This window comes from Ferruginibacter sp. SUN002, from assembly GCF_050611725.1.
Lineage (GTDB): Bacteria > Bacteroidota > Bacteroidia > Chitinophagales > Chitinophagaceae > Ferruginibacter.
Window position 1 is genome coordinate 1,355,001 of sequence record NZ_JBODJB010000001.1, and the last position, 23,680, is coordinate 1,378,680.

A 23,680-nucleotide genomic window follows, 5' to 3' on the forward strand; every position below is an offset into this window, starting at 1 on the left:
TGAAAGGCCAATCAAACTGAGAGATAGCTCGTTCTCCCCGAAATGTTTTTAGGAACAGCCTCGGATTATAGACGTTTAGTACAGGTAGAGCTACTGATTGGACTAGGGGGCTTCACCGCCTACCAAATCCTGACAAACTCCGAATGGTACTAAATATCTCCGGGAGTGAGGCTGTGGGCGCTAAGGTCCATGGCCGAGAGGGAAATAACCCAGATTAGCAATTAAGGTCCCTAATACGTAGTTAAGTTGATCAAACGAGGTGGAGTTTCTATAACAGCCAGGATGTTGGCTTGGAAGCAGCCATTCATTTAAAGAGTGCGTAACAGCTCACTGGTCGAGAGACTCTGCACGGAAAATAATCGGGCATCAAACTACGAACCGAAATTCTAAACACTACGCTAGGCGTAGTTGTGGTAGGGGAGCATTGAAACAACAGCGAAGGTGTGTAGCGATGCATGCTGGAGTGGTTTCAAAAGAAAATGTAGGCATAAGTAACGATAATTGAAGTGAAAAACTTCAACGCCGTAAACCCAAGGTTTCCTGATCAATGTTAATCAGATCAGGGTTAGTCGGGTCCTTAGGCAAACCCGAAAGGGGTAGCTGATGGCAAGTTGGTTAATATTCCAACACCTGTTTATACTTCGATGGGGTGACGAGGTAGTGAAAGATCCGCCCGGTTACGGAATACCGGGTTAAAGGGTGTAGATATTGGTTGTGTAGGCAAATCCGCACGACTAGTCGAACCTGATAGTACAGCAAAGCTTCGGCAGCGCTGATAGTGATCCTAATCAAACCTCCGAGAAAAACCTCTAAGTTATGGTATAGACAGCCCGTACCGCAAACCGACACAGGTGGGTGGGATGAATATTCTAAGGCGCTCGGGTGAGCCGTGGAGAAGGAACTAGGCAAATTGACGCTGTAACTTCGGGATAAAGCGTACCGTCTTCGGACGGTCTCAGTAAAATGGTACAACCAACTGTTTAGCAAAAACACAGGGCCCTGCAAAATCGAAAGATGACGTATAGAGCCTGATACCTGCCCGGTGCTGGAAGGTTAAGGAAGGATGTTCGGAGTAATCCAAAGCTTCTGACTGAAGCCCCAGTAAACGGCGGCCGTAACTATAACGGTCCTAAGGTAGCGAAATTCCTTGTCGGGTAAGTTCCGACCTGCACGAATGGTCTAATGAGTTGTACACTGTCTCCTCCACGAGCCCGGTGAAATTGTAGTATCGGTGAAGATGCCGGTTACCCGTCACGGGACGGAAAGACCCCATGAACCTTCACTACAACTTTGCATTGATTTTGAATTTTTGATGTGTAGGATAGTTGGGAGACTTTGAAGTTGCGTCGCTAGGCGTGATGGAGTCGTCGTTGAAATACCAACCTTTAAACATTTAGAATCTAATCCCTAACGGGAAACAGTGCATGGTGGGTAGTTTGACTGGGGTGGTCGCCTCCTAAAATGTAACGGAGGCTTGCAAAGGTTCCCTCAGTACGGTTGGTAATCGTACATAGAGCGCATTAGTATAAGGGAGCTTGACTGTGAGGCTTACAAGCCGATCAGGGACGAAAGTCGGCTAAAGTGATCCGGCGGTTCTGTATGGAAGGGCCGTCGCTCAAAGGATAAAAGGTACTCTGGGGATAACAGGCTGATCTTACCCAAGAGCTCATATCGACGGTAAGGTTTGGCACCTCGATGTCGGTTCGTCACATCCTGGGGCTGGAGAAGGTCCCAAGGGTTCGGCTGTTCGCCGATTAAAGTGGCACGTGAACTGGGTTCAGAACGTCGCAAGACAGTTCGGTCCCTATCTGTGATGGGCGCTAGTAAATTGAGAAGACATGACCTTAGTACGAGAGGACCGGGTCGTATGTACCGCTGGTGTATCTGTTGTGCCGCCAGGTGCAATGCAGAGTAGCTATGTACAGCAAGGATAAACGCTGAAAGCATCTAAGCGTGAAACCTTCTTCAAGATGAGTTTACTTTTAAGGGCCGTGGGAGACTACCACGTTGATAGGCTACAGGTATAAGGGTGGTAACATCGAAGCCGAGTAGTACTAATTACCCGTAAGCTTTATTTTTTATTTTATTGTTCGTAAGAACAGTTTTATAAAACTGGATTTACTCTAATAACAACTTTCCCAATATGTACATTATTTACGCATAGCGTGCAAGATCTTATGGTGGTTTTGCCAAGGGTGTTCACCTCTTCCCATACCGAACAGAGAAGTTAAGCCCCTTATGGCCGATGGTACTAGTATTCCAACTGGGAGAGTAGGTAGCTGCCATATTCATTGAAAGCCCTCGATTTATCGAGGGCTTTTTTATTTATATATACTCCTGAATTTAACTGTATGAGGGATAGATGCGGAAAGCCTGGAACCACGAGGAACGAGTGGAGAGTGCTTGTAGCGTATAGCCCGACCCGTTAGGGGCACGCCCAAATGAAAGCCCTAAACATTTTTGGATTGCTGAATGAATTTTATTTTCTTTATAGCATAATGCCAAATGATAAAAATATTGCCATTTTTGTAAATTCTTCTGCCGGGAAAGGCAAGAGTTTGCAACTTTTATCAACTGTAACAGATTTTCTAAAAAGAAAGCAGATTCTACATACTGTTTTTGTACAAGATTGGCCAAAAATATTTTCTCCTTTTACGGAAGCATGGATAATTGGTGGAGATGGAACACTTAATTATTTTCTCAATTATTTTTCTGATATCAATATTCCCCTTGTGCTTTTTAAGGGTGGAACTGGGAATGATTTTGCCTGGAAACTATATGGTGATATTTCAATTGATGAACAATTGCGACTTGTTTTGAATGCTGATGAAAAATCTGTAGATGCAGCAACTTGTAATGATAAGATCTTTATTAATGGAGTTGGAATTGGCTTTGATGGGGAAGTGCTTAAGTCTATGAATACCGTCAGATTGTTGGGAGGCCATCTTGGGTATTTGGTTGTTGTTTTGAAAAAGATATTTACATTCAAGGAATATTTTTTCTCTATTAAAAGTAATGTCTTTTCGAGTTCGGATAAATATCTTTTATTGATGATCAGTAATTCATCAAGAACAGGTGGGGGCTTTCATGTTTCTCCATTGGCGCAAATCAATGATGGGTTTTTGAATTTGATTGTTTGTGAAAAGCTTTCAGTATTTAAAAGATTACGCTATTTGCCTGTAATTGAAAAAGGGAAACACCTTTCTTTGCCTTTTATTAAACACTTTACGGCCACATCATTTGTAATTAATTGCGAAAGGGAAACTCCAGCACAATTGGATGGTGAATTTATTAGTGCTAAAGATTTTTCAATTAAAATTTTGCCCAAAAGGTACTTATTCAAATATTAATTTAATGTTATCCAAAAAGTAAGCCTCACCATTATTTGGTGAGGCTTTGTTTTAATAGGGATTAATTATTTGTTTTTCTGGATATAGTCCATCAGTTCAGTTTTACTGCTGCTGAATGTAAATACATCAAGTATAGTATAGTAATTGTTTTGATCTATTGTGTATTTGTAAGCATATTTAGCTACATCAAGTTTATTGTCTTCGAAAGTAAAGAGCTGTAATATTTCCTTTACCTGACCAGCTGAAAAATAGTTACTTGAAATTCCTTGTTTGGCAATAGCTACTTTTGTATCCGAAAACACTTCTTTTTTTATTGTTTGTTTGAATTGCTCAAATTGAGAGCTGCTCATTGTTTGACTGTTGTTACTGCTGTTACGATCATTCCAATCGTTGTCTCGGTCGTTCCAATCATCATCATCATCTTTCCAACAATCATTGTTACGATCATTCCAGTTACGATCATTAGTACTTTGTTCATCAATAAATACTTTACCAAAGCGACTAACAATTATATCTACATCATACTGAGGCTTTATATATAAATTGCTGTTGTAAATCTGCTGAAGGCTACTGTTAAACCGACCGTTTTTTCTACCGTTAGTCTGTCGGTAAATTTTTATGCTGTGATAACCTGCAGATAGATCATCAATAGATACATAATTGTTTTTGACTTTATACTGCTTACCATCTATGGTTACAGAAATTCCATAATTACCGGTGGTAGAAATAGTAATAGAGGATTGTTTAGGATAAGCGTAGATTGCTACTGATAGTAACAAGGCTGTTAAGAGGGTAAATGTCTTTTTCATAATTTGTTTCTCCTTTTTATAGTATATTTTCAAATGGTGTGCCGTAGTGCCAAAAACAATACTTAAAGAAAAGTTAAAGAACAAAACAACTTTTTATTTATGTAAACTAATATTACTTTACATCTAAAGAATTGAGGATGTTTTATGGAGCATACAACCTTAATGCACTAATTTCTTTCTACTACTAAAACAGATAAATATGTTGATTAAAAAAGTATTACTAATTATTCTTGTAACAATAAGTATATCTAAGATTACAATGGCACAAACAAAGGATTATTCTGACAAATGGAAGAAGGTAGAAGCGTTGGAGAAAAAAGGGCTTACTAAAAGTGCTCTGAAAGAAGTGATGATAATTTACAATCTTGCATTAAAAGATAAGAATGACGCACAACAAATTAAAGCCTGTATTTATCAGATCAACTATAGAAATTTAATTGATGAAGACAGTTACGAAAATAATATTTTTTTTGTAGACACTTTGATAGCTAAAGCAAAAGTACCAGCAAAAAATATTTTGCAAAGTATGCAAGCAGAAATGTTCTGGCAGTTTACAAGAAACCATGCCTGGCAATTGTATAACAGAACAAAATTAGAGGAAGAAAAAAGCCATGACATTAACACATGGAGTTTGGATAAACTATATGCCACTATCTCTAAGTTATATCTTTCATCAATTAAGAATAGTGAACTTTTGAAGAATACAAAACTTGATGAATTAAATCCTGTGATCATAAAAGGGGAAAATTCAAGGCATTTGCGTCCTACATTATTCGATTTTTTATCTCATAGAGCATTAGAGTATTTTGTATCGGGGGAAGGTTATCTCACCAGGCCGACATATAAATTTGAAATTAATGATGTAAAGGCCTTTGCACCGGTAAATGAGTTTATTAATGCTTCCTTTTATACAGAAGACACCTTGAGTCTTCACCATAAAGCAATGCTGCTTTTTCAAGAAATTTTACGTTTTCATATAAATGATAAAAATCCCGATGCATTATTGGATGCAGATATGATCAGATTGAGTTTTGTTAATCAATATTCGGTTAGTGAGAATAAGGCAAATCTGTATGAGACTGCATTGAAAAATATCGGGAACACTTATTCCAGTAATCCAATATCTGCACAAGCAAATTATTTAATAGCACAATCGTATTACGATAAGGCTATTCGTAACAGTACAAAAATGGATAATCCTAATGGAATTAAAATAGCTAAGGAAATTTGTGAGCAGGTGATAAGCAAATTTCCAAAAAGTGAAGGAGGAATTAACTGTCGCAACTTGTTAAATGGAATTTTAGAGCCGTCATTGAGTATGGAAGCAGAGAAAGTGAATGTTCCAGATCAACATTTCAGAACCTTAATCAAATATAAAAATGTGAAAAATATTTATTTCCGTATTGTGAAAACGAATAGAGATGAGATAGAAAAATTTTCGGATATCAGATATGATGAAAAGGCTGGAAAAGAAATAAGCAGTTTAAAATATATAAAAAATTGGAGTGAAATATTACCCGATCCCGGAGATTATATGGACCATGCTGTAGAAGTTAAAGTCGATAAACTTCCGGTTGGCACATACTTCGTTTTAGCAAGTTTAGATGAAAATTTTACTACAAAGAAAAATATTATTGTGATGCAGGTTGTGCAAGTGAGTAACATAAGCTATATAAACAACAATGAAAATCAATATTATGTTTTAAATCGAGATAACGGTCAGCCGCTTTCCGGCGCAGAAGTTCAGGTGTGGGAAAGAAAATATAATTATGCAAAGAGTAAATATGAGGAAGTTAAAGGCGATAAATTAACGGCGGATAAAAACGGATCGTTTATTTTTAAAAAAGGGGAAGATTATTGGAATTATACTTTTCAGATCAAGTATATGAAAGACGAATTGTTTCAGGAAGAAACTCAATATAATTATGCGTACAATGATTATGAAAATACTGCAAAACCAATCACCCTTTTATTTACTGATAGAAGCATTTACCGCCCCGGGCAAACTGTTTATTTTAAAGGAATAGTGTTGCAGTCGGATAATGAAGCTTCGAGAACGAAAATATTGCCATCCCGATCATCTACCGTTCAGTTGTTTGATGCCAATTATCAGAAGTCTGGAGAACTAGTACTTCTAACAAATGAATATGGTTCTTATAATGGAGCCTTTAAGTTGCCTGTTACGGGATTGACAGGTCAATTCAGGCTTGAGGATATTACTACAGGCAGTTCACAATATATCAGTGTTGAAGAGTATAAGCGACCTAAGTTTTCGGTAGAAATGCAACGACCATCGGGTACATACAAAGTGAATGATAGTATAACGGTAACGGGTACTTCTAAAGCATATGCAGGAAATAAAGTGGATGGAGCAAAAGTTACTTACAGAGTTGTAAGAAAAGTGCGCTATCCCGTTTGGTGGGGATATGGAGGATATGTACGTAGTGGTATGGGCAAATTTGCATCGCTTCCTTATGGCCGTAACGAAGAAGTTGAGATCACATCGGGAGAATCGATAACAGATGCGAACGGAGAGTTTACTGTTAAATTCAAAGCGTTGCCAGATAATTCAATCGATAAAAAAGATCAACCAACTTTTTATTATGAAGTAACTGCAGATGTAACAGATTTAAATGGCGAAACAAGAAGTGCAGAAACTTCAGTGGCTGTAGCTTATCAGGCCTTGAAATTAGAAATTAATGTTGCCGATAAATTAAATGCAGATAGTCTGAAAAATATTCAGATCAGCAGCACCAACACCAATGATATTTTTGAAAAAGCCTTCGTCAATCTTACTATCCATAAGGTGGAGAGTCCAAACAGATTTTTCAGAAATAGATTCTGGCAACTACCTGATCAGTTTCTTATGAGTAAAGAACAATATTACGCTGCTTTTCCCTACGATGTTTATAAAGATGAAGACCAGCAAAACACTTGGCCTGTAACAGATAGAGTTCTTGATATTTCTGATTCAACATCTGATGATTCAAAATTCAACTTACGAAATTCGAAACTTGCTGCCGGGTGGTATAAGATTATTGTAACAACAAAAGATAAATACGGAGAAGATGTTAGAGCAGAAAAGTATATTCTGTTATTTGATAATAAAGATGCTGTGAATGAAGCCATTGCTGTAAAAGTGATAAAAGGTAAGGCTGAACCGGGAGAACAAATTAGTTATACCATTTCCACCGTATTCGATAATGTATGGTTGATACACACCATGAGTACACCAGGTCAAAAGCTTGGAACAACTTATGATAAGATATCAAACTACTCGCCCTCGAAATACTCCTTTCCCGTTTATGAAGATTACCGTGGTGGGGTATCTATGAGCTATGCATTTGTTCAACACAATAGACCCTACACAGGATTCGAAACTTTTGCAGTGCCATGGAGCAACAAAGATCTAAAAATTTCTTACTCAACATTCAGAGATAAATTATTGCCCGGAGCAAAAGATCGTTGGACTGTAAAAATATCAGGTAGTAAAGGCGAAAAAGTATCTTCTGAAATATTGGCCGCTATGTATGATGCAAGTCTTGATCAGTTCAGGCCACACGGTTGGAGTGCCTTAAATGTTTGGCCATCATTTCATAATGAAATACGCTGGAGTAGCCCGGGATTTACAAGCTTCGGTGGTTGGTTATACGATTGGCATGAAAGCGTGTATTTAAATCCATTGCCAAAATCGTACGATAGATTAATATATTTTAATGACCCATATAGAAACAGACTTTTTAAATCAATAGAAGGCAAGACTGCATTAGAAGGCAAAGTCGCCGGGGTTTATATGAGCCCATCTACTGCGTGGGGCGTCACAAATTCGGTTACCTCTGAAGCTAATGATGTTGCCGTTGCTGATTCTGTTGTTACGGTAGGAAATGACGATTCTCCAAAACATATGAAACTTCCAAAGCCGGCAATGGATGATGCTGATGGAGATGGGGTTGCCGATCAGTTGGATAAAGAACCTAATACGCCAAGAGGTTTAAAGGTAGATGCTAATGGCGTACGTGTAAGTTCCGATAATGTTCAGGTGCGTAAGAATTTTAACGAAACCGCTTTCTTCTTCCCTGATCTGAAAACAGATGCTGAAGGAAATGTAAGTTTTGAATTTACTGTGCCCGAAGCACTGACTCAATGGAAGTTGATGACTTTAGCACATACTAAAGAACTGGCAAGTGGTTACACTGAAAAAACAATTGTGACGCAAAAACCATTGATGGTGCAACCTAATGCACCAAGGTTTATGAGAGAAGGGGATAAAATGGAATTCAGTGCAAAAATTGTAAATATGCTGGATACATTTTTTGCCGGAACTGCAACACTAGAGTTATTTGACGCCGTAACTAATGAACCGGTGAATAAATTATTTAAGAATATCGCATTCACACAAAGCTTTCTTACATGGCCTAAACAAAGTGCATTGGTAAAATTTCCAATAGAAATACCATTAAATTTCGGTAGACCATTACTATACAGAATTAAGGCAGAAGCTCAGGTGCCGAATTATCAAAATGGAGATACATTCAGCGATGGAGAAGAAATGGCTTTACCTGTTTTGACTAATAGAACATTGGTAACAGAATCTATGCCGATTAACTTAAGAAACACAACAAAGAAAGATTTCAAATTTGAAAAATTACTTAAGAGTGGTGAAAGTAAAACGCTAAAAAATAATTCACTAACTGTTGAGTATACCAGTAATCCGGCATGGTATGCGATACAGGCACTACCGTATTTAATGGAATACCCATACGAATGTGCCGAACAAACATTCAATCGTTTTTATGCAAACGCCTTGGCAACACATATTACCAAATCAATGCCGGCGATAAAAGCCGTTTTTGAAAAATGGAAAGATGTTGACACAGCAGCTTTGATGAGTAATCTTCAAAAAAATGAAGAGCTCAAATCTGCCTTGTTACAAGAAACGCCATGGGTAATGGAAGCACAGAATGAAGCTCAGCAAAAAAAGAATATTGCTTTACTGTTCGATATGGTGAAAATGGGAGCTGAGACTGATAAAGCCATTGCTAAACTAAAAGAAATGCAAAGCAGCAATGGAGGCTTTGTATGGTTCAAAGGTGGACCGGATGATAGATACATAACACAATACATTGTTACCGGCATCGGACACTTGAAAAAATTAGGTGTGCAAAATCAAAATGTACAATCAATATTAGATGCTGCTATTCCATATCTAGATAAAAAAACAAAAGAGGATTACGACTATCTTATAAAGCATAAAGTAAAACTGAATCAAAACAATTTAAATGCTACTTCTATTCAGTACTTATATATGCGTAGCTTCTTTCCTGAATATGCGGTTGGGACGGTCTCAAAATCTGCCTATAACTATTGGCTTGGTCAGATCAAAAAGTATTGGCTAAATAATCCTAAATATTTGCAGGCAATGATTGCACTAACATTGCATCGTACAAAAGATATAGTAACTCCAAAAGCAATCATTAAGTCGTTAAAGGAAAATGCAATTAACAAAGATGAATTGGGTATGTACTGGAAAGAATGGACTACAGGTGGATACTGGTGGCATGAAGCCCCGATAGAATCTCAGGCGATGATGATAGAAGCATTTACCGATATCGACAAAAATACCGCTACTGTTGATGATCTTAAAACCTGGTTGCTAAAACAAAAACAAACACAAAACTGGAAAACAACCAAAGCCACAGCCGAAGCATGTTATGCCTTGTTGTTGGGAGGAAGTAATTGGTTGGTAGAAGAGAGAGAAACTGTAATTAAGTTAGGCACTACAAATATCAATAGTGATGAAGATCCAACAGAAAGTGGTACCGGTTACTTCAAAAAAAGAATTGAGGGAGATAAAGTAAAACCTGAAATGGGAAATATTGAAGTAACAATCCAAAACCCACCAGTTGACACATTTCCTAAAGGACATGTGTATGGTCCTTCTTGGGGAAGTGTGTATTGGCAGTATTTTGAAGACCTGGATAAGATCACATCGGCAGAAACTCCCTTGAAATTAGTTAAGAAATTATTTGTTGAAAAAAATACAGATAGAGGTCCTCAGTTAATTGCTGTTAATGATGGAGATAAATTAAAAGTCGGCGACAAAATAAAAGTACGCATCGAATTAAAAGTTGATAGAGATATGGAATACATTCATATGAAAGATATGAGAGCTGCTTGTATGGAACCTGTGAATGTATTGAGTGAATACAAATGGCAAGGCGGATTGGGATATTATGAAAGCACCAAAGATGCAAGTACTAATTTCTTCTTCAATTATCTTAACAGGGGAACGTACGTTTTTGAATATCCAATGTTTGTAACGCATGCAGGTAATTTCAGCAATGGTATTACTACCATACAATGTATGTACGCTCCGGAGTTTACAAGTCATAGCGAAGGTGTAAGGGTAACAGTCGATCAATAATTAATTATAACAATTCTGTTAAGCCCCGGTATCGCCGGGGCTTATTTTTTTTTACCGACGTTTTACCGGCGTTTACCGAGGTTTTTACTTCGATAACCTAAACGCTCTTTTGATGGCAATAAACTCATATTAGTTTTGTTATATCAAATAAAAACAGAAAAATGGAAGACAGTTCAAACAATAACAAATTAAGCAGATCAAACCAGAATAGGATCATAGGCGGGTTGATCATTATTGCAATCGGTGTGGTACTATTCGCAGATAAAATGGGAGTCATCTTTCCAAAGTGGTTATTGACCTGGCCAATGCTGCTGATTGCAATAGGTATTTTTAAAGGTGTAAAAAGTAATTTTAGAAACTTAACATGGGTTATTCTGGTTGCAATAGGTGGTATTTTTTTGTGGGATAATATGATGCCTGATGTTGATCTTAAAAAATTCATTGTGCCTTTCATACTTATTGGTGTTGGGTTGGCATATATGTTTAAACCCAAACATCATTCGGGTTGGGGCGGCAGGAATGAAAGAAGAGAGCGTTGTAGACAGCAATGGGAAGAAAAGCGTCAATCAGCTTTTACAGAACAATGGCAGGAGGCAGATCCCTTAAACGATGATTATTTAAGTGTGAAATCTGTTTTCAGCGGATTAAAAAGAACGGTATTATCAAAATCCTTTAAAGGAGGAAAAATAGAATGTGTCTTTGGCGGAGTTGAATTAAATCTTTCACAGGCAGATATACAAGGAAGTGCTGTTCTAAAACTCGAAGAAGTTTTCGGTGGTGTAAAACTCATCATTCCTGCTAACTGGACAGTGAAAAACGAGATTGATGGTGTATTTCATGGTGTAGATGATGAACGGAGTACGCAAACTCTTGTAGACCCAAACAAAGTGCTCATACTAACCGGCAGCGCAATATTTGCAGGGATTGAAATTAAAAGTTACTGATAATTGAAAAATATTACTGCAATGTAGAAACACGAAAGTAATTCCCAATGGAATAGCCATTACAAAACCAAACTATACTTTTATGAACTGGTATCTTACAAAGATCATTTATCAGATAATATCAGACAAAGGATTACATACCCCACAGTTTGATGAGCAGTTAAGATTGATATATGCAGAAGATGAATTACATGCATTCAACAAAGCAAGATCAATTGGTGAAAAAGAAGAAGACCTTTTTTTAAATAATAACAATAAACCCGTTCAGTGGAAATTTATTGATGTGCCTGAAATGCATAAATTGAATAACTTAGTGGATGGTGTAGAAATGTATTCAAGAGTAAACGAAGAAGACGATGCAGAAATATTCATCCGAACAATCAAATTAAAAGCAAAATATCTCTTCGAAAACTGCACTGTTAACACTATCAAACTGAATTAAAAATTGTCGCAATCATTGTTATCATCAAGGGCAGGTCGTATTGCATTCTGTGCATGGTGGTTGATATGGGCTTTTATACAATGGACAGTGTTGCGGCAGGTTGGTATAACGCAAATGCATGCTATCGTCGATAGTCTTATCAGTAATATATTACTTGGGGCAGCTTGTTTACTTGTTATCAGTAATATGCGGTTTTATCTGCCAAAGCATGAAAAATATTGGTACATATTCATTGTGAGTTTCGTGTTGAGTTTTGTTTGGTTGTTTATCATACGAGTTGTGTCATATTTTATTTTCAAAAATCATGAAGCATATTTGTTGGCTTTAAAACAAACATCAGCCTTGCGTTTTGCTTTCGGTTTTTTAATGATCGGCTGTATTTCTACTATTAGTTTGCTCTGGTACACACAACTCGATCAGTTGCGTTCAGGTAACCAACAAAAAGAAGCAGAACGGTTGGCCAAAGAAGCAGAGTTGTTTAAACTTAGGCAGCAATTGCAACCACATTTTCTGTTCAATAGTTTAAATTCTATCAGTGCGTTAGTAAGCACACAGCCGGAGAAAGCAAGAAATATGATACAGCAGCTTTCTGATTTTTTACGAGGCACATTAAAAAAAGAAGAACATCAATGGAATAGCTTAGCAGAAGAAATACAGTATCTGCAATTGTATCTTGATATAGAAAAAGTAAGATTTGGTTATCGGTTACAAACAAAAATAAATATAGATGCCGATGCAGAGCAATTGCAATTACCTGCTTTGTTATTACAACCTGCTGTAGAAAACGCTATCAAGTTTGGTTTGTATGATACTATTGGTGAAGTGACCATCATTATAAATGCAACGCATAAAAATAATTTACTGGAGATCACTATTCAGAATCCGTTCGATGCAGAAACGGCACAGCCCTTTAAGGGGACGGGTTTCGGGCTGGCCTCTATTCAACGACGTTTGTTTTTACTTTTTGAAAGAAACGACCTTTTAAATACCCATACAGCAAGCGATCAATTCATTACAACTATTTTGATACCGCAAAAAATATGAAAGCAATAATTATAGATGATGAACCTTTAGCAAGAATGGTAATAAAGGAATACCTGCAATCGCATACAGATATTGAAGTGCTGCAGGAATGTAACGATGGTTTCGAAGGTGTAAAAGCCATCATGCAACATCAACCCGATCTTATTTTTCTCGACATACAAATGCCTAAGATCAATGGGTTTGAAATGCTGGAACTGGTAGACAATCCACCCGCTGTTATTTTTACAACAGCTTTTGAAGAGTATGCTATCAAAGCATTTGAGTTGCATGCTACTGATTATCTTTTAAAACCGTTTAGTAAAGACAGGTTTGATAAAGCGCTTCAAAAAATTAAAGAAGGAAAAGAAATCAATATCGGTAATACAAAACAGTTACTTGAAACAGTTTTCAATCAACCAGATAAGCACAATCGTATAGTGGTAAAAGAGAATGGTAAAATAAAGATCATTCCGCTATCACAAATTCAATTTCTGGAGGCAGCAGATGATTATGTGAAAATACATACTGCCGAAGGTTATTTTCTGAAGAATAAAACTATGGCTTATTTCGAATCGGTTTTGGATACCCAAAGTTTCATCCGCATACATCGTTCATACATTGTAAATGTGCAATTGATCACCCGTTTAGATCTGCATGAAAAAGACAGTTATCTTGCCATTCTATCTAACGGTAAACAATTGCCGGTAAGCAAAACAGGGTATGTAAAGTTGAAAGAAGTTTTGGGGATATAATCACCGGTCTAACGGTCTCCGTCTGACCGTAAACATACTTTTGTGACATCAATTTTCGATATACATTTATATTGAAGATTTTTCTTTAATAAACTGTAAAATAAATTTTGCCAACGTATCCCAGCTTAAAGTTTTCATTTTCTCTCTGCCATTTGTTGCTAATAATTTTTGCAGTTCGATGTCATTCATCAATTTCTCAATAGCCCTTTTCACAAAAAATGAATGACGCCATACTTTAATACCGGTAACACCATCTATTAAAAAATCATTAGTACCGGTATTAGATGCAACAAGTGGCACTCCTGCAGCTAGAGCTTCGGCAGCAGTATTACTCCAGCCACCTTTTCTTTCTACCGCCACAAAAACATCTGCTTTTTTAAACAGTTGTTCATTTTCATCTACCGGATGATTCAATACAAATTCAAAAGGAGCAGCGCATGTAAAAGATTTGATCTGTTCTTTGCCTTTTTCGTCTAAAGGTGTATCGAATAAAATAAGTTTTACATCTTGTCCGGATCTATATAATTTTTCAGCCGCTTTTACAACGATGTTAGTGCCCTTTCCTTTACGGGATAATCGTCCGTAACACATGATCACAAAAGGTCTTTTATTGGTGATCTCTTTTGCTGTTGCAGGAATGTGTACACCTCCCAATGCTTTAACTGTTTCAATATTGTATGTACGTTTGTTGTGCAGATACATATTGGTTGAGTTAGAAAAAACAATGATCTCTTTGTGTTTCAATATGTCGTCGAGTCGAGCACTTGGTCCAACATGATAAAAAACTTTTAATCTTGAATCGGCTTTTAAAAGATCATTTAAAAAAACTGGTTCTGTTGTAAAGAGTAGATCAAATTTGTATTGTTGAATATTAGATACTTTGTCGATCGTGCCGGCAAAATCAAACCAGTCCGGCGCAATGCCATCTGGTGTAAGTATGGTCATTGTATGCCCATTAGCGATGAATATTTTTCCTAATTCAAAAAAACGACGAACGCCGCCAAAGAGTTTTGTGTGTGGTAAAATAACGGCAATAGAATAGGGCATGTGTATTTTGCTGTAGGTTTAAATTTTGATAAAAGTACCAAAACTTCCTAAGCCACAGTATAGTATAAAAAAAGAACCACCAAATTTTTCCATATATCAGTTTGCACTTTTATATTTCAAAACCCGATGGTCCCGTGATCAGGCTTCCTCTTTTGACGGACTCACACCTTGATCTTTGAAAACTTCATTTTTAATTACTTAAATATCTGTTCTCAATTGTAACTCTAAGGTACTTCGTCATTATACAGAATGCAAGTTTTTTGCCTCGTTGTTTGGCACATGTTTAGCACATAATTATGCACAGGTAGGTAGTGATTTTTTTTGAGCCCGGCTGAAGAATATCTATTGGGCTTCATTGGCGTCGCACTCTTGTGCGGTATTGCTTTATTGAGCTTTTATTCCTACAATTCTAAAGACCCAAAGTGTCTCTCACTTCTGGAGGAATAAATTCCAATGGGACTAATTTAAGAGAATTCATTATTGTATCAAATCTAGGGTCGGTTGTATGTTTGTACAATAGTGCTAGGGAAATTAGAATAGGAGTCAATGATTGATAAAGTCTTTGTTCTTCATTTAAAACTTTGTCGATAGCATAAAAATATCCTCCAACAAAATGATTGTTGGTAGAAATTTTGTGGAGCCAATTAAAATATGGAAGTCTCAACTTTTTATATGTGATATTGGCTTGTTCTAATTGAATAGCCAACCTACACAACCTTTTTAATTGAATAATGAAGTCTCCTTGTCTGACATTGTCTTTTGTTAATTTAATAACCGGAGGTCCCATCGGAACAACAGTCTTTACTTTTGGTACTTCTGTTTCCAATTCACTTGCCCATTCCGAAATATCAATGTCTGCCATGGCATGAATTTCCTCCATATCTCCATTAGGGGTATTTGGCAGAAATTTAATTGTTAAGAATTTTCGGTTCCAATAATTAAACCACATAAAAGAAGTAGAATACAATTCCAAACTTTCATCGTCTTTATTGATAATGCCGACAAAAAGGGGATTATCAAGATTAAAAAGCCATTCTAATTCATAATTCTTCCATCTTACCTTTTTATCTTTTCCTGTTTTTACAACTTCGCCAAACTCAATGTCATCAGTGATGTTTGATTTTATTTGGACGTGAAACTGTTCTTTAATTTCTTCAATGTGTCCATTATTCACTGAAATGGCACAGTTAAAGTCTATACCTACATCCTCCTGCCTTGGTACACAAACAGTTGTTCCAAGATAAGATAGCAAGTATTGGGCTAAATATTCAGACCTATTTCCTTGTCTGAAGTCAGGTTGAAGAGCACCGCTCATAAGGGTCTATTTAATTGCACATATCTCAAATATATGCGAAAGGTTGTACTTTTCATGAAAATAAACCGTTAAATATCAGTTGATTATAATTTTGTAAACTAACGTTTTTCAATTGCCAGAAGTGCGGCAATACAAAAAACATAAGTTATCAGAATTTGATTTTGACTTGTTTAATACGTTGATATATAATTAATTACCCACAAGATGCCGATAGAGCGAAAAACCGGATCCCGCCATCGGCGGGGGAGAACTTGCAGTGATAGCCCCCCTGCAATAAGCGGGGTAGGCGGAACCAATGCTTAATAAGTGATTCCAATGCTTAAAGCCCCAAAAATTATCCCTTTTATCCTTCCAATTCTCAATTAAATGCCTTACCTTCGCAGCCCCAAAACCATAAAGGTGGCGGGATAAACAATTTTTTTAAAACAAAACAAGGGAAATGAACAATTACGAATTGATGGTGATTTTTACCCCTGTGCTTTCTGAAGAGGAGTTCAAAGCTGCTCAAAAGAAATTTGCTGCCTTAGTTAGCGATAACGGAGGTGAAGTGTTGCACAGTAACCCATGGGGACTGAAATCACTGGCCTATCCCATTGCCAAAAAAACCACTGGTTTATATTGGGTAATGGAGTATAAAGCGCCATCCGACTTCAATGAAAAGTTGAAAACTCAACTTTTACGTGACGAATCAGTTATGCGTCACATGTACACTGCACTCGACAAATACGCCGTTGAGTACAACACTAAAAAGAGAAGTGGCGTACATTCTAAACCTGAAAAAGCAGAAGCATAATTATGGCAAAGAATGAAATAAAATATCTAACAGCTATTAAAGCTGATAAGCGTCCGAAAAAATATTGTCGCTTTAAAAAAATGGGCATTCATTATATTGATTATAAAGATGCCGATTTCTTGAAAAAATTCTTGAACGAACAAGGTAAATTATTACCTCGCCGTCTTAGCGGAAACTCTTTGAAGTTTCAACGTAAAGTAAGCGATGCAGTGAAAAAAGCCCGTCAAATGGCTATTTTACCGTACGTTACGGATTTAATGAAATAAAATTTTCTTAACCACCCTAACCTTTAAATAGAGAAAGCTGCAGTAAAATGCGGTTGGGTAAAAATGCAAAAATCATGCAGGTAATATTAATACAAGATGTAAACAATTTGGGTGGTATTAACGAACTAGTAACTGTGAAAAACGGTTACGGTCGTAACTACTTAATTCCTCAAAAATTTGCTGTAGAAGCTAGTCCTTCTAACGTAAAAATGATGGAAGAAAAAAAGAAGCAACAAGCTAAGAAAGAAGCTAAATTATTGGCTGAGATCAATAGCGTAATTGCAACTTTACAAAGTAGCCCACTTAAAATTGGTGCTAAAACAGGTACAAGTGGTAAAATTTTCGGTAGCGTAACTTCCGTTCAAATTGCACGTGCAATCAGAGAACAAAAAGGCTATGAAATTGATCGTCGTCGTATCAGCATCATCGATGAAGTTAAAGAATTAGGAAGCTTCAAAGCTAAAATTGATTTCAGTAACGGTAACGAAACCGAAGTTGATTTTGAAGTAGTAGCTGAGTAAGCACCCCTTATATTTTTGAGTGCCCCGGAGATATTCGGGGCACTTTTGTTTTCGAGCCTCAAGGGGAGTAGCTACAAGTGAGAAGCATAGTGTTTGAAGCAATTTTGCTTGTCCCTTGCGGCTTGTGGCTAGAAGCTTTGGGTGCTTATGACTTGCAGCTTCCCCCTATATGAAATTTTCTCCAAAATCGTTGCTTTTATTAAATAAAACCCTACATTTGTGTTGCTCTAATGGTTTTAGTATTTCGAATTTGGCTGACAGAACGCTTTTCAAAGTAGATTCAGTTCATTGTAGTTCACTAAGTCATTAAGTTTTTTATTTAATTTTTTAAACGTTTTTTACAATGAACATTTATGTTGGAAATCTTAGTTGGTCTATGACTGATGACGATTTATTGAATCTCTTTACTCAATTTGGCAGCGTTACAAGTGCTAAAATTTTGAAAGACAAAATGAACGGCCGTTCTAAAGGATTCGGTTTTGTTGAAATGGAAGATGATGAAGCAGCTAAAACTGCTATCTCTAACCTGAACGAAACAGAAGTACAAGGTCGTAAATTGATCGTTAACGAATCTCAACCTCGTCCTGAAGGAAGCGGATTCAAAAAACGCAGCTTCGGTGGCGGCGGCGGTGGCAGCAGAGGCGGCTACGGCGGCGGTGGAAACAGAGGCGGCGGAGGTTACGGCGGCGGTGGCAGCAGAGGCGGCTACGGCGGCGGTGGAAGAGACAGAGATTATTAATCAACAACTCTTTTCATAAAAAAAGTCCTTCACTATTGTGGAGGACTTTTTTATTTTAGGCTTCAAGCTACAAGGGAAAAGCATACAGGTTGTAGCTTTTTTGCTTGTCCCTTGAAACTTGAAACTTGCCGCTGCTTTAAAACCCACTTACATTCAATCTTCCGTTGCTTACACATTTACCGTTTAAGGACGGTGTAGGACTGGCACTACTTAAGATGGCTGCTTTAATTTGCGCTGCAGTTGCAGTTGGGTGCGTTGATTTATACAATGCTACAGCACCCGTTACATGTGGTGTTGCCATTGATGTTCCACTATACGATTCATATAAATTATATGCAGTTGTAGAATAAATAGCGCTACCGGGGGCTCCGATATCTACCGTTGTTGCTCCGTAATTTGAAAAAGATGATTTAGTCCCCGATGAAGTAATAGCTGCCACTGCAAGTACATTGCTCTGCGTATAATTAGATGGATAATTTGCCACAGCATCATTATTGTCGCCTACTCCATCACTTCCTCCATTTCCGGCTGCCGCAACGAATAGAATATCTGCTGTATTGGCTCTGTCAATTGCTTGCGATAAGGCCGATGAAAATCCGCCGCCACCCCAGGAGTTATTACTTGCAACAATATTAATTCCATGACGAGTTTTTAAATCCGTTAAATAATCAACCGCTTTAATAGCATTAGCTGTTGTACCTCCGCTGCGACCTAAGAATTTTGCAGAGATGATAGTGATATTCCAGTTCATACCAGCAACGCCTACTGTATTTGCTTTTGCTCCGATCGTTCCCGATACATGTGTTCCGTGATCATCCAGTTTGCCGGCATTACCGCCATCATATATGCTGTTATCGTTATTGGCAAAATCCCAACCATGGGTATCATCTTTATATCCATTGCCATCATTGTCAATTCCATCAACCGGATCAAATGGGTTCGTCCATACCTGACCGTTAAGGTCGGGATGATTGTATTGTATGCCTTCATCGATGATGCCAACAGCAACAGTTGCTGAACCTGTATGTCCGGCAGCCCATGCAGTTGCAGCCTGACTACCATAAATATTTGTCGAACTCATTCCCCAAAGAGAGCCGTTAGTAAAATATGGATCCGTTGAAGCCGCGTCATAAGTATAAACATAATTAGGTTCGGCAAATTCTATTTCTCCAAAGCCACGCAGTTTACTCACTGCCTGCAATACATCCAATGGAGTATGTACAATGAAAATGCCTTCATTGTCGCCGGCACGTAACATTGCTTTGGTTAAAATTTTTTCGGCAACCTGTCCGCTAACATTTGCCAATGCATTGGCACGTCCCGGAGCATTCGCTCCCGGTTTAAATTTTACAATAAGTTCATTGGGAATGTGTGCTCGTACATCAGCCGGTGTCGTCGGACGGTTTGCTGAAGCAACTATTGAATTATTTTCTGAGAGATCTTTTTTACATCCGGTAAATAATAGCAAAAGAGCAATCGCAACAACTTTATCGCTGTTGAAGAAGTTACTTAACAGTAGTTTCATGATGATTCAGTTTAGAAAGTAAATATAATATTTAAAAAAATGAAATACTATATCATTTTTTATAAACCGAGGTGAAACGTCTTTAGAAGACAGGAGGAGTTGATTGGCTATTTATTTCAGTAGACCTAAATCAGGCTGAGCATATTTATACACCTTAAAGTACATGGTGGTTTTGGTTTGATGAACCCCTTCGATTTTCGCAAGATCATCGATAAATCTAACCAAATGATCATTGTCACGGCACATAACATCTACTTCAAGATCATAATCACCGGAAGTCATAGCAAGAAAACTCACTTCCGGCATTTTTAATATTTTTTGAGCTATTTTTTCGTTTAGACTAGCTGGTCTTACAAAAACCGCAATATGTGCATAGGCATGAAAACCAACGTTTTCAGGGTTCACACGGCCAACAATATTAATGGTCCCGTCCTCGATCAACTTATTAAATCTTGTCCTAATGGTACCTATCGAAACCTTTAATTTTTCGGCAATTACAGTAAAAGACATTCTTCCGTCCTGCTGCAAATAGGACAAAATTGCAAAGTCTAAGTCATCTAATTTAGGGGTGTCATTTTTTTCCATGTGCGTAAAGTATAAATTTTTTTTATTAAAAGTAAAAAAAATGCTATAATATTTGATAAAAATGTATTATTTTTAATTTTTACAAGATTTTCTACATTATTTTTATTTATTAAAACAAAAAACGAATGAAATATCCAGCCATCCAAAATTTTATCGGCGGAAAGATAACAAAAGTAAGCACAGATAAAAAATTAGATGTTATTTCTCCTGTCGACGGTACGCTTTTATCTACCGTTCCGATGAGTTCAACTACTGATCTAAACGAAGCTGTAAATGCTGCAAAAAAGGCATTCCCAATATGGAGTAAAACTCCCATCAAAGATAGAGTGCAAGTATTTTTTAAGTATAAAACACTATTAGAAAAAAACTTAAAAGAGTTAGCAGAGTTGTGCAGCGAAGAGAACGGAAAAACGTGTAGTGAATCTGTTGCTGAAATAGAAAAATGCATTGAGTTAACAGAGTTTGCAACATCATTACCGCAATTAGTACAAGGTGAAATATTAGAAGTGAGCAGAGGTGTTGAGTGTAGAACAGAACATGTGCCTTTGGGTGTAGTTGCTTCTATTGTTCCATTCAATTTTCCAAGCATGGTTCCTAACTGGACATTACCGAATGCAATAGCATTGGGTAATTGCATGATCATGAAGCCCTCAGAAAAAGTGCCTTTAAGCTGCGGAAGAATTGCGGAATTATTAAAAGAAGCAGGCTTGCCTGATGGTGTATTTAATATTGTTCATGGTGATGTTGAAATTGTAAATGCAATTTGCGATCATCCGGATATTGAAGCAGTATCATTTGTTGGAAGTACAAAAATTGCGAAGATCGTTTATCAAAGAGCAACGAATAACCTTAAACGTTGTTTGGCACTAGGTGGTGCAAAAAATCACTTAATGGTTTTACCTGATGCAAAAGTTGATATGACTGCAACAAATGTTGTTGCAAGTATGTCTGGTTGTGCAGGTCAGCGTTGTATGGCAGCAAGTGCTATGGTGGGTGTTGGTAATGTAGATGAGATCATCAATAAAATTTGTGAAGAAGCAAGAAAAATTATTCCAGGTAAAAACCTTGGAGCAGTTATCAATAAAGCATCTCAGGAAAGAATTGAACAATACATCGGCGAAGCAGAAAAACAAGGCGCTAAGATATTAGTGGATGGAAGAAACGCTGTTGTTGAAGGAAAAGAAAAAGGCTCTTATGTAGGTCCTACCGTAATCGATCATGTAACACCGGATATGAGCGTTGCAACCGAAGAGATATTTGGTCCGGTTATCAGTATCATGCGTGCAAATACCTTGGAAGAAGCGTTAAAAATTGAAAACGCCAATCCTTATGGTAATGCTGCTGCGGTGTTTACACAAAGTGGCGCTGCTGCAAGATATGTAATGGATCATGCAAGTGCTGGAATGATCGGCGTTAATGTAGGTGTGCCTGTGCCTCGTGAACCATTCAGTTTCGGTGGATGGAACGAAAGTAAATTTGGTGTTGGTGATATCACCGGTAAAAGTTCTATTGAATTCTGGACCAAGTTGAAAAAATCAACTACTAAATGGAACCCGGAAGCTGGGGTGAACTGGATGAGCTAACCCCTGTCCTCTAAAGGGGGACTTAGGTTGTTAGTTTATTAGAGAATCGAATCATAGTAAAAGTGGTAAGTGTATAATTTTTGGCTGACTAGCTAGCATTGGTTTTTCATGGCATCATCGTTGTGTCACTCACTTGTACCGCATACCAATATTGAACATTTAACTTGTAACATAATAACTAGTAACATGAGCACTCAAACATTATCAGAAACAGCTGAAATAGTTCAAAACAGTATGGACTATACTTTGTTTAGCTGGAGCAAACAAAAAGGTCATAACCCAATAGCAGTAGAAAGAGCAGAAGGCGTTTATTTATATGATTACGATGGAAAAAAGTATATCGATTTTTCCAGCGGATTGATCAACATGAATATTGGTCATGGTAATCAGCGTATAACCGAAGCCGTTGTAAGGCAAATGCAAGAGGTTTCTTATGTTACACCATCGTGTGTTACAAAAGTTCGTGGAGAATTAGGAAAGAAATTAGCAGAGATCTGTCCGGGTGATCTGAATAAATCTTTCTTTACTTTATGTGGAGCAACATCAATAGAAAACGGAATTAAATTAGCAAGACTATACACGGGCAAACATAAAATATTAACCCGTTATCAATCTTATCATGGAGCTACAATGGGTGTTATTTCCGCAGGAGGCGATCCTCGTAAATTACCTGTTGATTCACAACAAGCTCCAAACTTTGTACACTTCGATCTGCCTAATTTATATCGTTGGGAGTATGGCGAAGAAAATTTATTAAAAGAAGCCGTTGCACAATTCGAACGTATGATTGCATATGAAGGTCCTGGAAATATTGCTGCTGTTGTGTTAGAAGGTGAGTCCGGAACTTCAGGTTGTTTACAATATCCAAAAGGATATTTAAAGGCTGTAAGAGAAATTACTCAGAAGAACGGCATTTTAATGATCATGGATGAAGTAATGAGTGGCTTTGGTAGAACTGGTCAATGGTTTGGTTTCCAAAATCATGGTATTGTTCCGGATATGATCGCAATGGCGAAAGGAATGACCTGCGGTTATTTGCCATTCGGTTGTTTACAGGTAAGCGATAAAATTGCTGCTAAGTATGATGATCAAATGTTAGCATTAGGTTTAACGTATTCTGCACACCCTGTTTGTTGTGCTGCTGCATTAGAAACTCTAAAAATTTACGAAGAAGATAACCTGATAGAAAATGCAAGAAACATGGGTAAATACATGGAGCAGCAGGTTGAAAAATTAAAAGCAAAACATCCTTCAATAGGCGATTTTAGAAATACAGGATTATTAGGTTGTATTGAATTAGTGAAGAACAGAACAACCAAAGAACCAATGGCTCCATTCAATGCAAAGCCTGATGAGATGGCGGTGATGAATAAAGTAGCTGCAAAAATTAAAGAGTTAGGCATGTATACGTTTGTACGTTGGGGCTTCATATTTTGTGCGCCACCGTTGACCGTTACTAAAGAGCAAATTGACGAAGGGTTAGCAATAATTTCTGAGGCAATTGCAATTGCTGATGAAGCTGTGATTTAGAACACGGATGACACGGATTGGATGGATCAACA

At 37.4% G+C, this 23,680-nt stretch carries 17 protein-coding genes and 2 rRNA genes (1 of these 19 running past the window's edge); 14 read left to right on the top strand and 5 right to left on the bottom strand.

Annotation, left to right across the window (positions count from 1 at the left end):
- The 3 genes from ACQ33O_RS05995 to ACQ33O_RS06005 form a co-directional block, all read left to right on the top strand.
- A 23S ribosomal RNA gene (locus ACQ33O_RS05995) occupies positions 1-2,078 on the top strand; it begins 800 nt to the left of the window's first position.
- Between the two features lie 98 nt (positions 2,079-2,176).
- A 5S ribosomal RNA gene (gene rrf, locus ACQ33O_RS06000) occupies positions 2,177-2,288 on the top strand.
- A 177-nt stretch (positions 2,289-2,465) separates the two neighbouring features.
- Entirely contained in the window at positions 2,466-3,350 is an 885-nt protein-coding gene (locus ACQ33O_RS06005) for a diacylglycerol/lipid kinase family protein (RefSeq protein WP_430994657.1), read from the top strand.
- Between the two features lie 65 nt (positions 3,351-3,415).
- Here the strand turns inward: ACQ33O_RS06005 and ACQ33O_RS06010 are convergent, their stop codons facing one another.
- On the bottom strand, positions 3,416-4,159 hold the full coding sequence (locus ACQ33O_RS06010) for a DUF4476 domain-containing protein (protein WP_430994658.1): 744 nt from the start codon (positions 4,157-4,159) through the stop codon (positions 3,416-3,418).
- Positions 4,160-4,418: 259 nt separating this feature from the next.
- Here ACQ33O_RS06010 and ACQ33O_RS06015 point away from each other — a divergent pair, with 259 nt between their 5' ends.
- From ACQ33O_RS06015 to ACQ33O_RS06035, 5 genes are all read left to right on the top strand, one after another.
- Complete coding sequence (locus tag ACQ33O_RS06015; protein ID WP_430994659.1) at positions 4,419-10,583, top strand: alpha-2-macroglobulin family protein; 6,165 nt, start codon at positions 4,419-4,421, stop codon at positions 10,581-10,583.
- A gap of 161 nt (positions 10,584-10,744) precedes the next feature.
- Positions 10,745-11,527 carry a LiaF transmembrane domain-containing protein gene (locus tag ACQ33O_RS06020; RefSeq protein ID WP_430994660.1) on the top strand — a complete coding sequence of 261 codons (783 nt, stop codon included), beginning with the start codon at positions 10,745-10,747 and terminating at the stop codon, positions 11,525-11,527.
- Between the two features lie 82 nt (positions 11,528-11,609).
- A complete protein-coding gene (locus ACQ33O_RS06025; RefSeq protein WP_430994661.1) occupies positions 11,610-11,969 on the top strand; it encodes a DUF4288 domain-containing protein in 360 nt (119 codons plus the stop codon).
- Positions 11,970-11,972: 3 nt separating this feature from the next.
- Positions 11,973-13,013 carry a sensor histidine kinase gene (locus ACQ33O_RS06030; protein WP_430994662.1) on the top strand — a complete coding sequence of 347 codons (1,041 nt, stop codon included), beginning with the start codon at positions 11,973-11,975 and terminating at the stop codon, positions 13,011-13,013.
- A complete protein-coding gene (locus ACQ33O_RS06035) occupies positions 13,010-13,744 on the top strand; it encodes a LytR/AlgR family response regulator transcription factor (RefSeq protein WP_430994663.1) in 735 nt (244 codons plus the stop codon). The genes ACQ33O_RS06030 and ACQ33O_RS06035 overlap by 4 nt, the downstream gene beginning before the upstream one ends.
- Positions 13,745-13,810: 66 nt before the next feature.
- On the opposite strand, the gene ACQ33O_RS06040 is transcribed toward ACQ33O_RS06035, so the two are convergent.
- Positions 13,811-14,791 (bottom strand): glycosyltransferase family 4 protein, encoded by a 981-nt coding sequence (locus ACQ33O_RS06040; protein ID WP_430994664.1) that lies wholly within the window; start codon positions 14,789-14,791, stop codon positions 13,811-13,813.
- A 409-nt stretch (positions 14,792-15,200) separates the two neighbouring features.
- On the bottom strand, positions 15,201-16,106 hold the full coding sequence (locus tag ACQ33O_RS06045) for a hypothetical protein (RefSeq protein WP_430994665.1): 906 nt from the start codon (positions 16,104-16,106) through the stop codon (positions 15,201-15,203).
- Positions 16,107-16,545: 439 nt separating this feature from the next.
- On the opposite strand from ACQ33O_RS06045, the gene rpsF reads away from it, so the two are divergent.
- From rpsF to ACQ33O_RS06065, 4 genes are all read left to right on the top strand, one after another.
- Positions 16,546-16,899 carry a 30S ribosomal protein S6 gene (gene rpsF / locus ACQ33O_RS06050; RefSeq protein ID WP_430994666.1) on the top strand — a complete coding sequence of 118 codons (354 nt, stop codon included), beginning with the start codon at positions 16,546-16,548 and terminating at the stop codon, positions 16,897-16,899.
- Positions 16,900-16,901: 2 nt separating this feature from the next.
- The gene (gene rpsR / locus ACQ33O_RS06055) at positions 16,902-17,165 is read left to right on the top strand and encodes a 30S ribosomal protein S18 (protein ID WP_430994667.1); all 264 of its coding nucleotides are present in this window, start codon (positions 16,902-16,904) and stop codon (positions 17,163-17,165) included.
- Between the two features lie 74 nt (positions 17,166-17,239).
- A complete protein-coding gene (gene rplI, locus ACQ33O_RS06060) occupies positions 17,240-17,686 on the top strand; it encodes a 50S ribosomal protein L9 (protein ID WP_430994668.1) in 447 nt (148 codons plus the stop codon).
- Positions 17,687-18,029: 343 nt separating this feature from the next.
- Positions 18,030-18,425 carry an RNA recognition motif domain-containing protein gene (locus ACQ33O_RS06065; RefSeq protein WP_430994669.1) on the top strand — a complete coding sequence of 132 codons (396 nt, stop codon included), beginning with the start codon at positions 18,030-18,032 and terminating at the stop codon, positions 18,423-18,425.
- Between the two features lie 136 nt (positions 18,426-18,561).
- On the opposite strand, the gene ACQ33O_RS06070 is transcribed toward ACQ33O_RS06065, so the two are convergent.
- Complete coding sequence (locus tag ACQ33O_RS06070; protein WP_430994670.1) at positions 18,562-19,950, bottom strand: S8 family peptidase; 1,389 nt, start codon at positions 19,948-19,950, stop codon at positions 18,562-18,564.
- 111 nt (positions 19,951-20,061) lie between these two features.
- The gene (locus tag ACQ33O_RS06075) at positions 20,062-20,535 is read right to left on the bottom strand and encodes an Lrp/AsnC family transcriptional regulator (protein WP_430994671.1); all 474 of its coding nucleotides are present in this window, start codon (positions 20,533-20,535) and stop codon (positions 20,062-20,064) included.
- A 125-nt stretch (positions 20,536-20,660) separates the two neighbouring features.
- Here ACQ33O_RS06075 and ACQ33O_RS06080 point away from each other — a divergent pair, with 125 nt between their 5' ends.
- Together ACQ33O_RS06080 and ACQ33O_RS06085 are read left to right on the top strand one after the other, a co-directional pair.
- Positions 20,661-22,118, top strand: coding sequence for a CoA-acylating methylmalonate-semialdehyde dehydrogenase (locus tag ACQ33O_RS06080; RefSeq protein WP_430994672.1), 1,458 nt, complete (start codon positions 20,661-20,663; stop codon positions 22,116-22,118).
- 186 nt (positions 22,119-22,304) lie between these two features.
- Complete coding sequence (locus ACQ33O_RS06085) at positions 22,305-23,648, top strand: aminotransferase class III-fold pyridoxal phosphate-dependent enzyme (protein WP_430994673.1); 1,344 nt, start codon at positions 22,305-22,307, stop codon at positions 23,646-23,648.
- Positions 23,649-23,680: the final 32 nt, after the last annotated feature.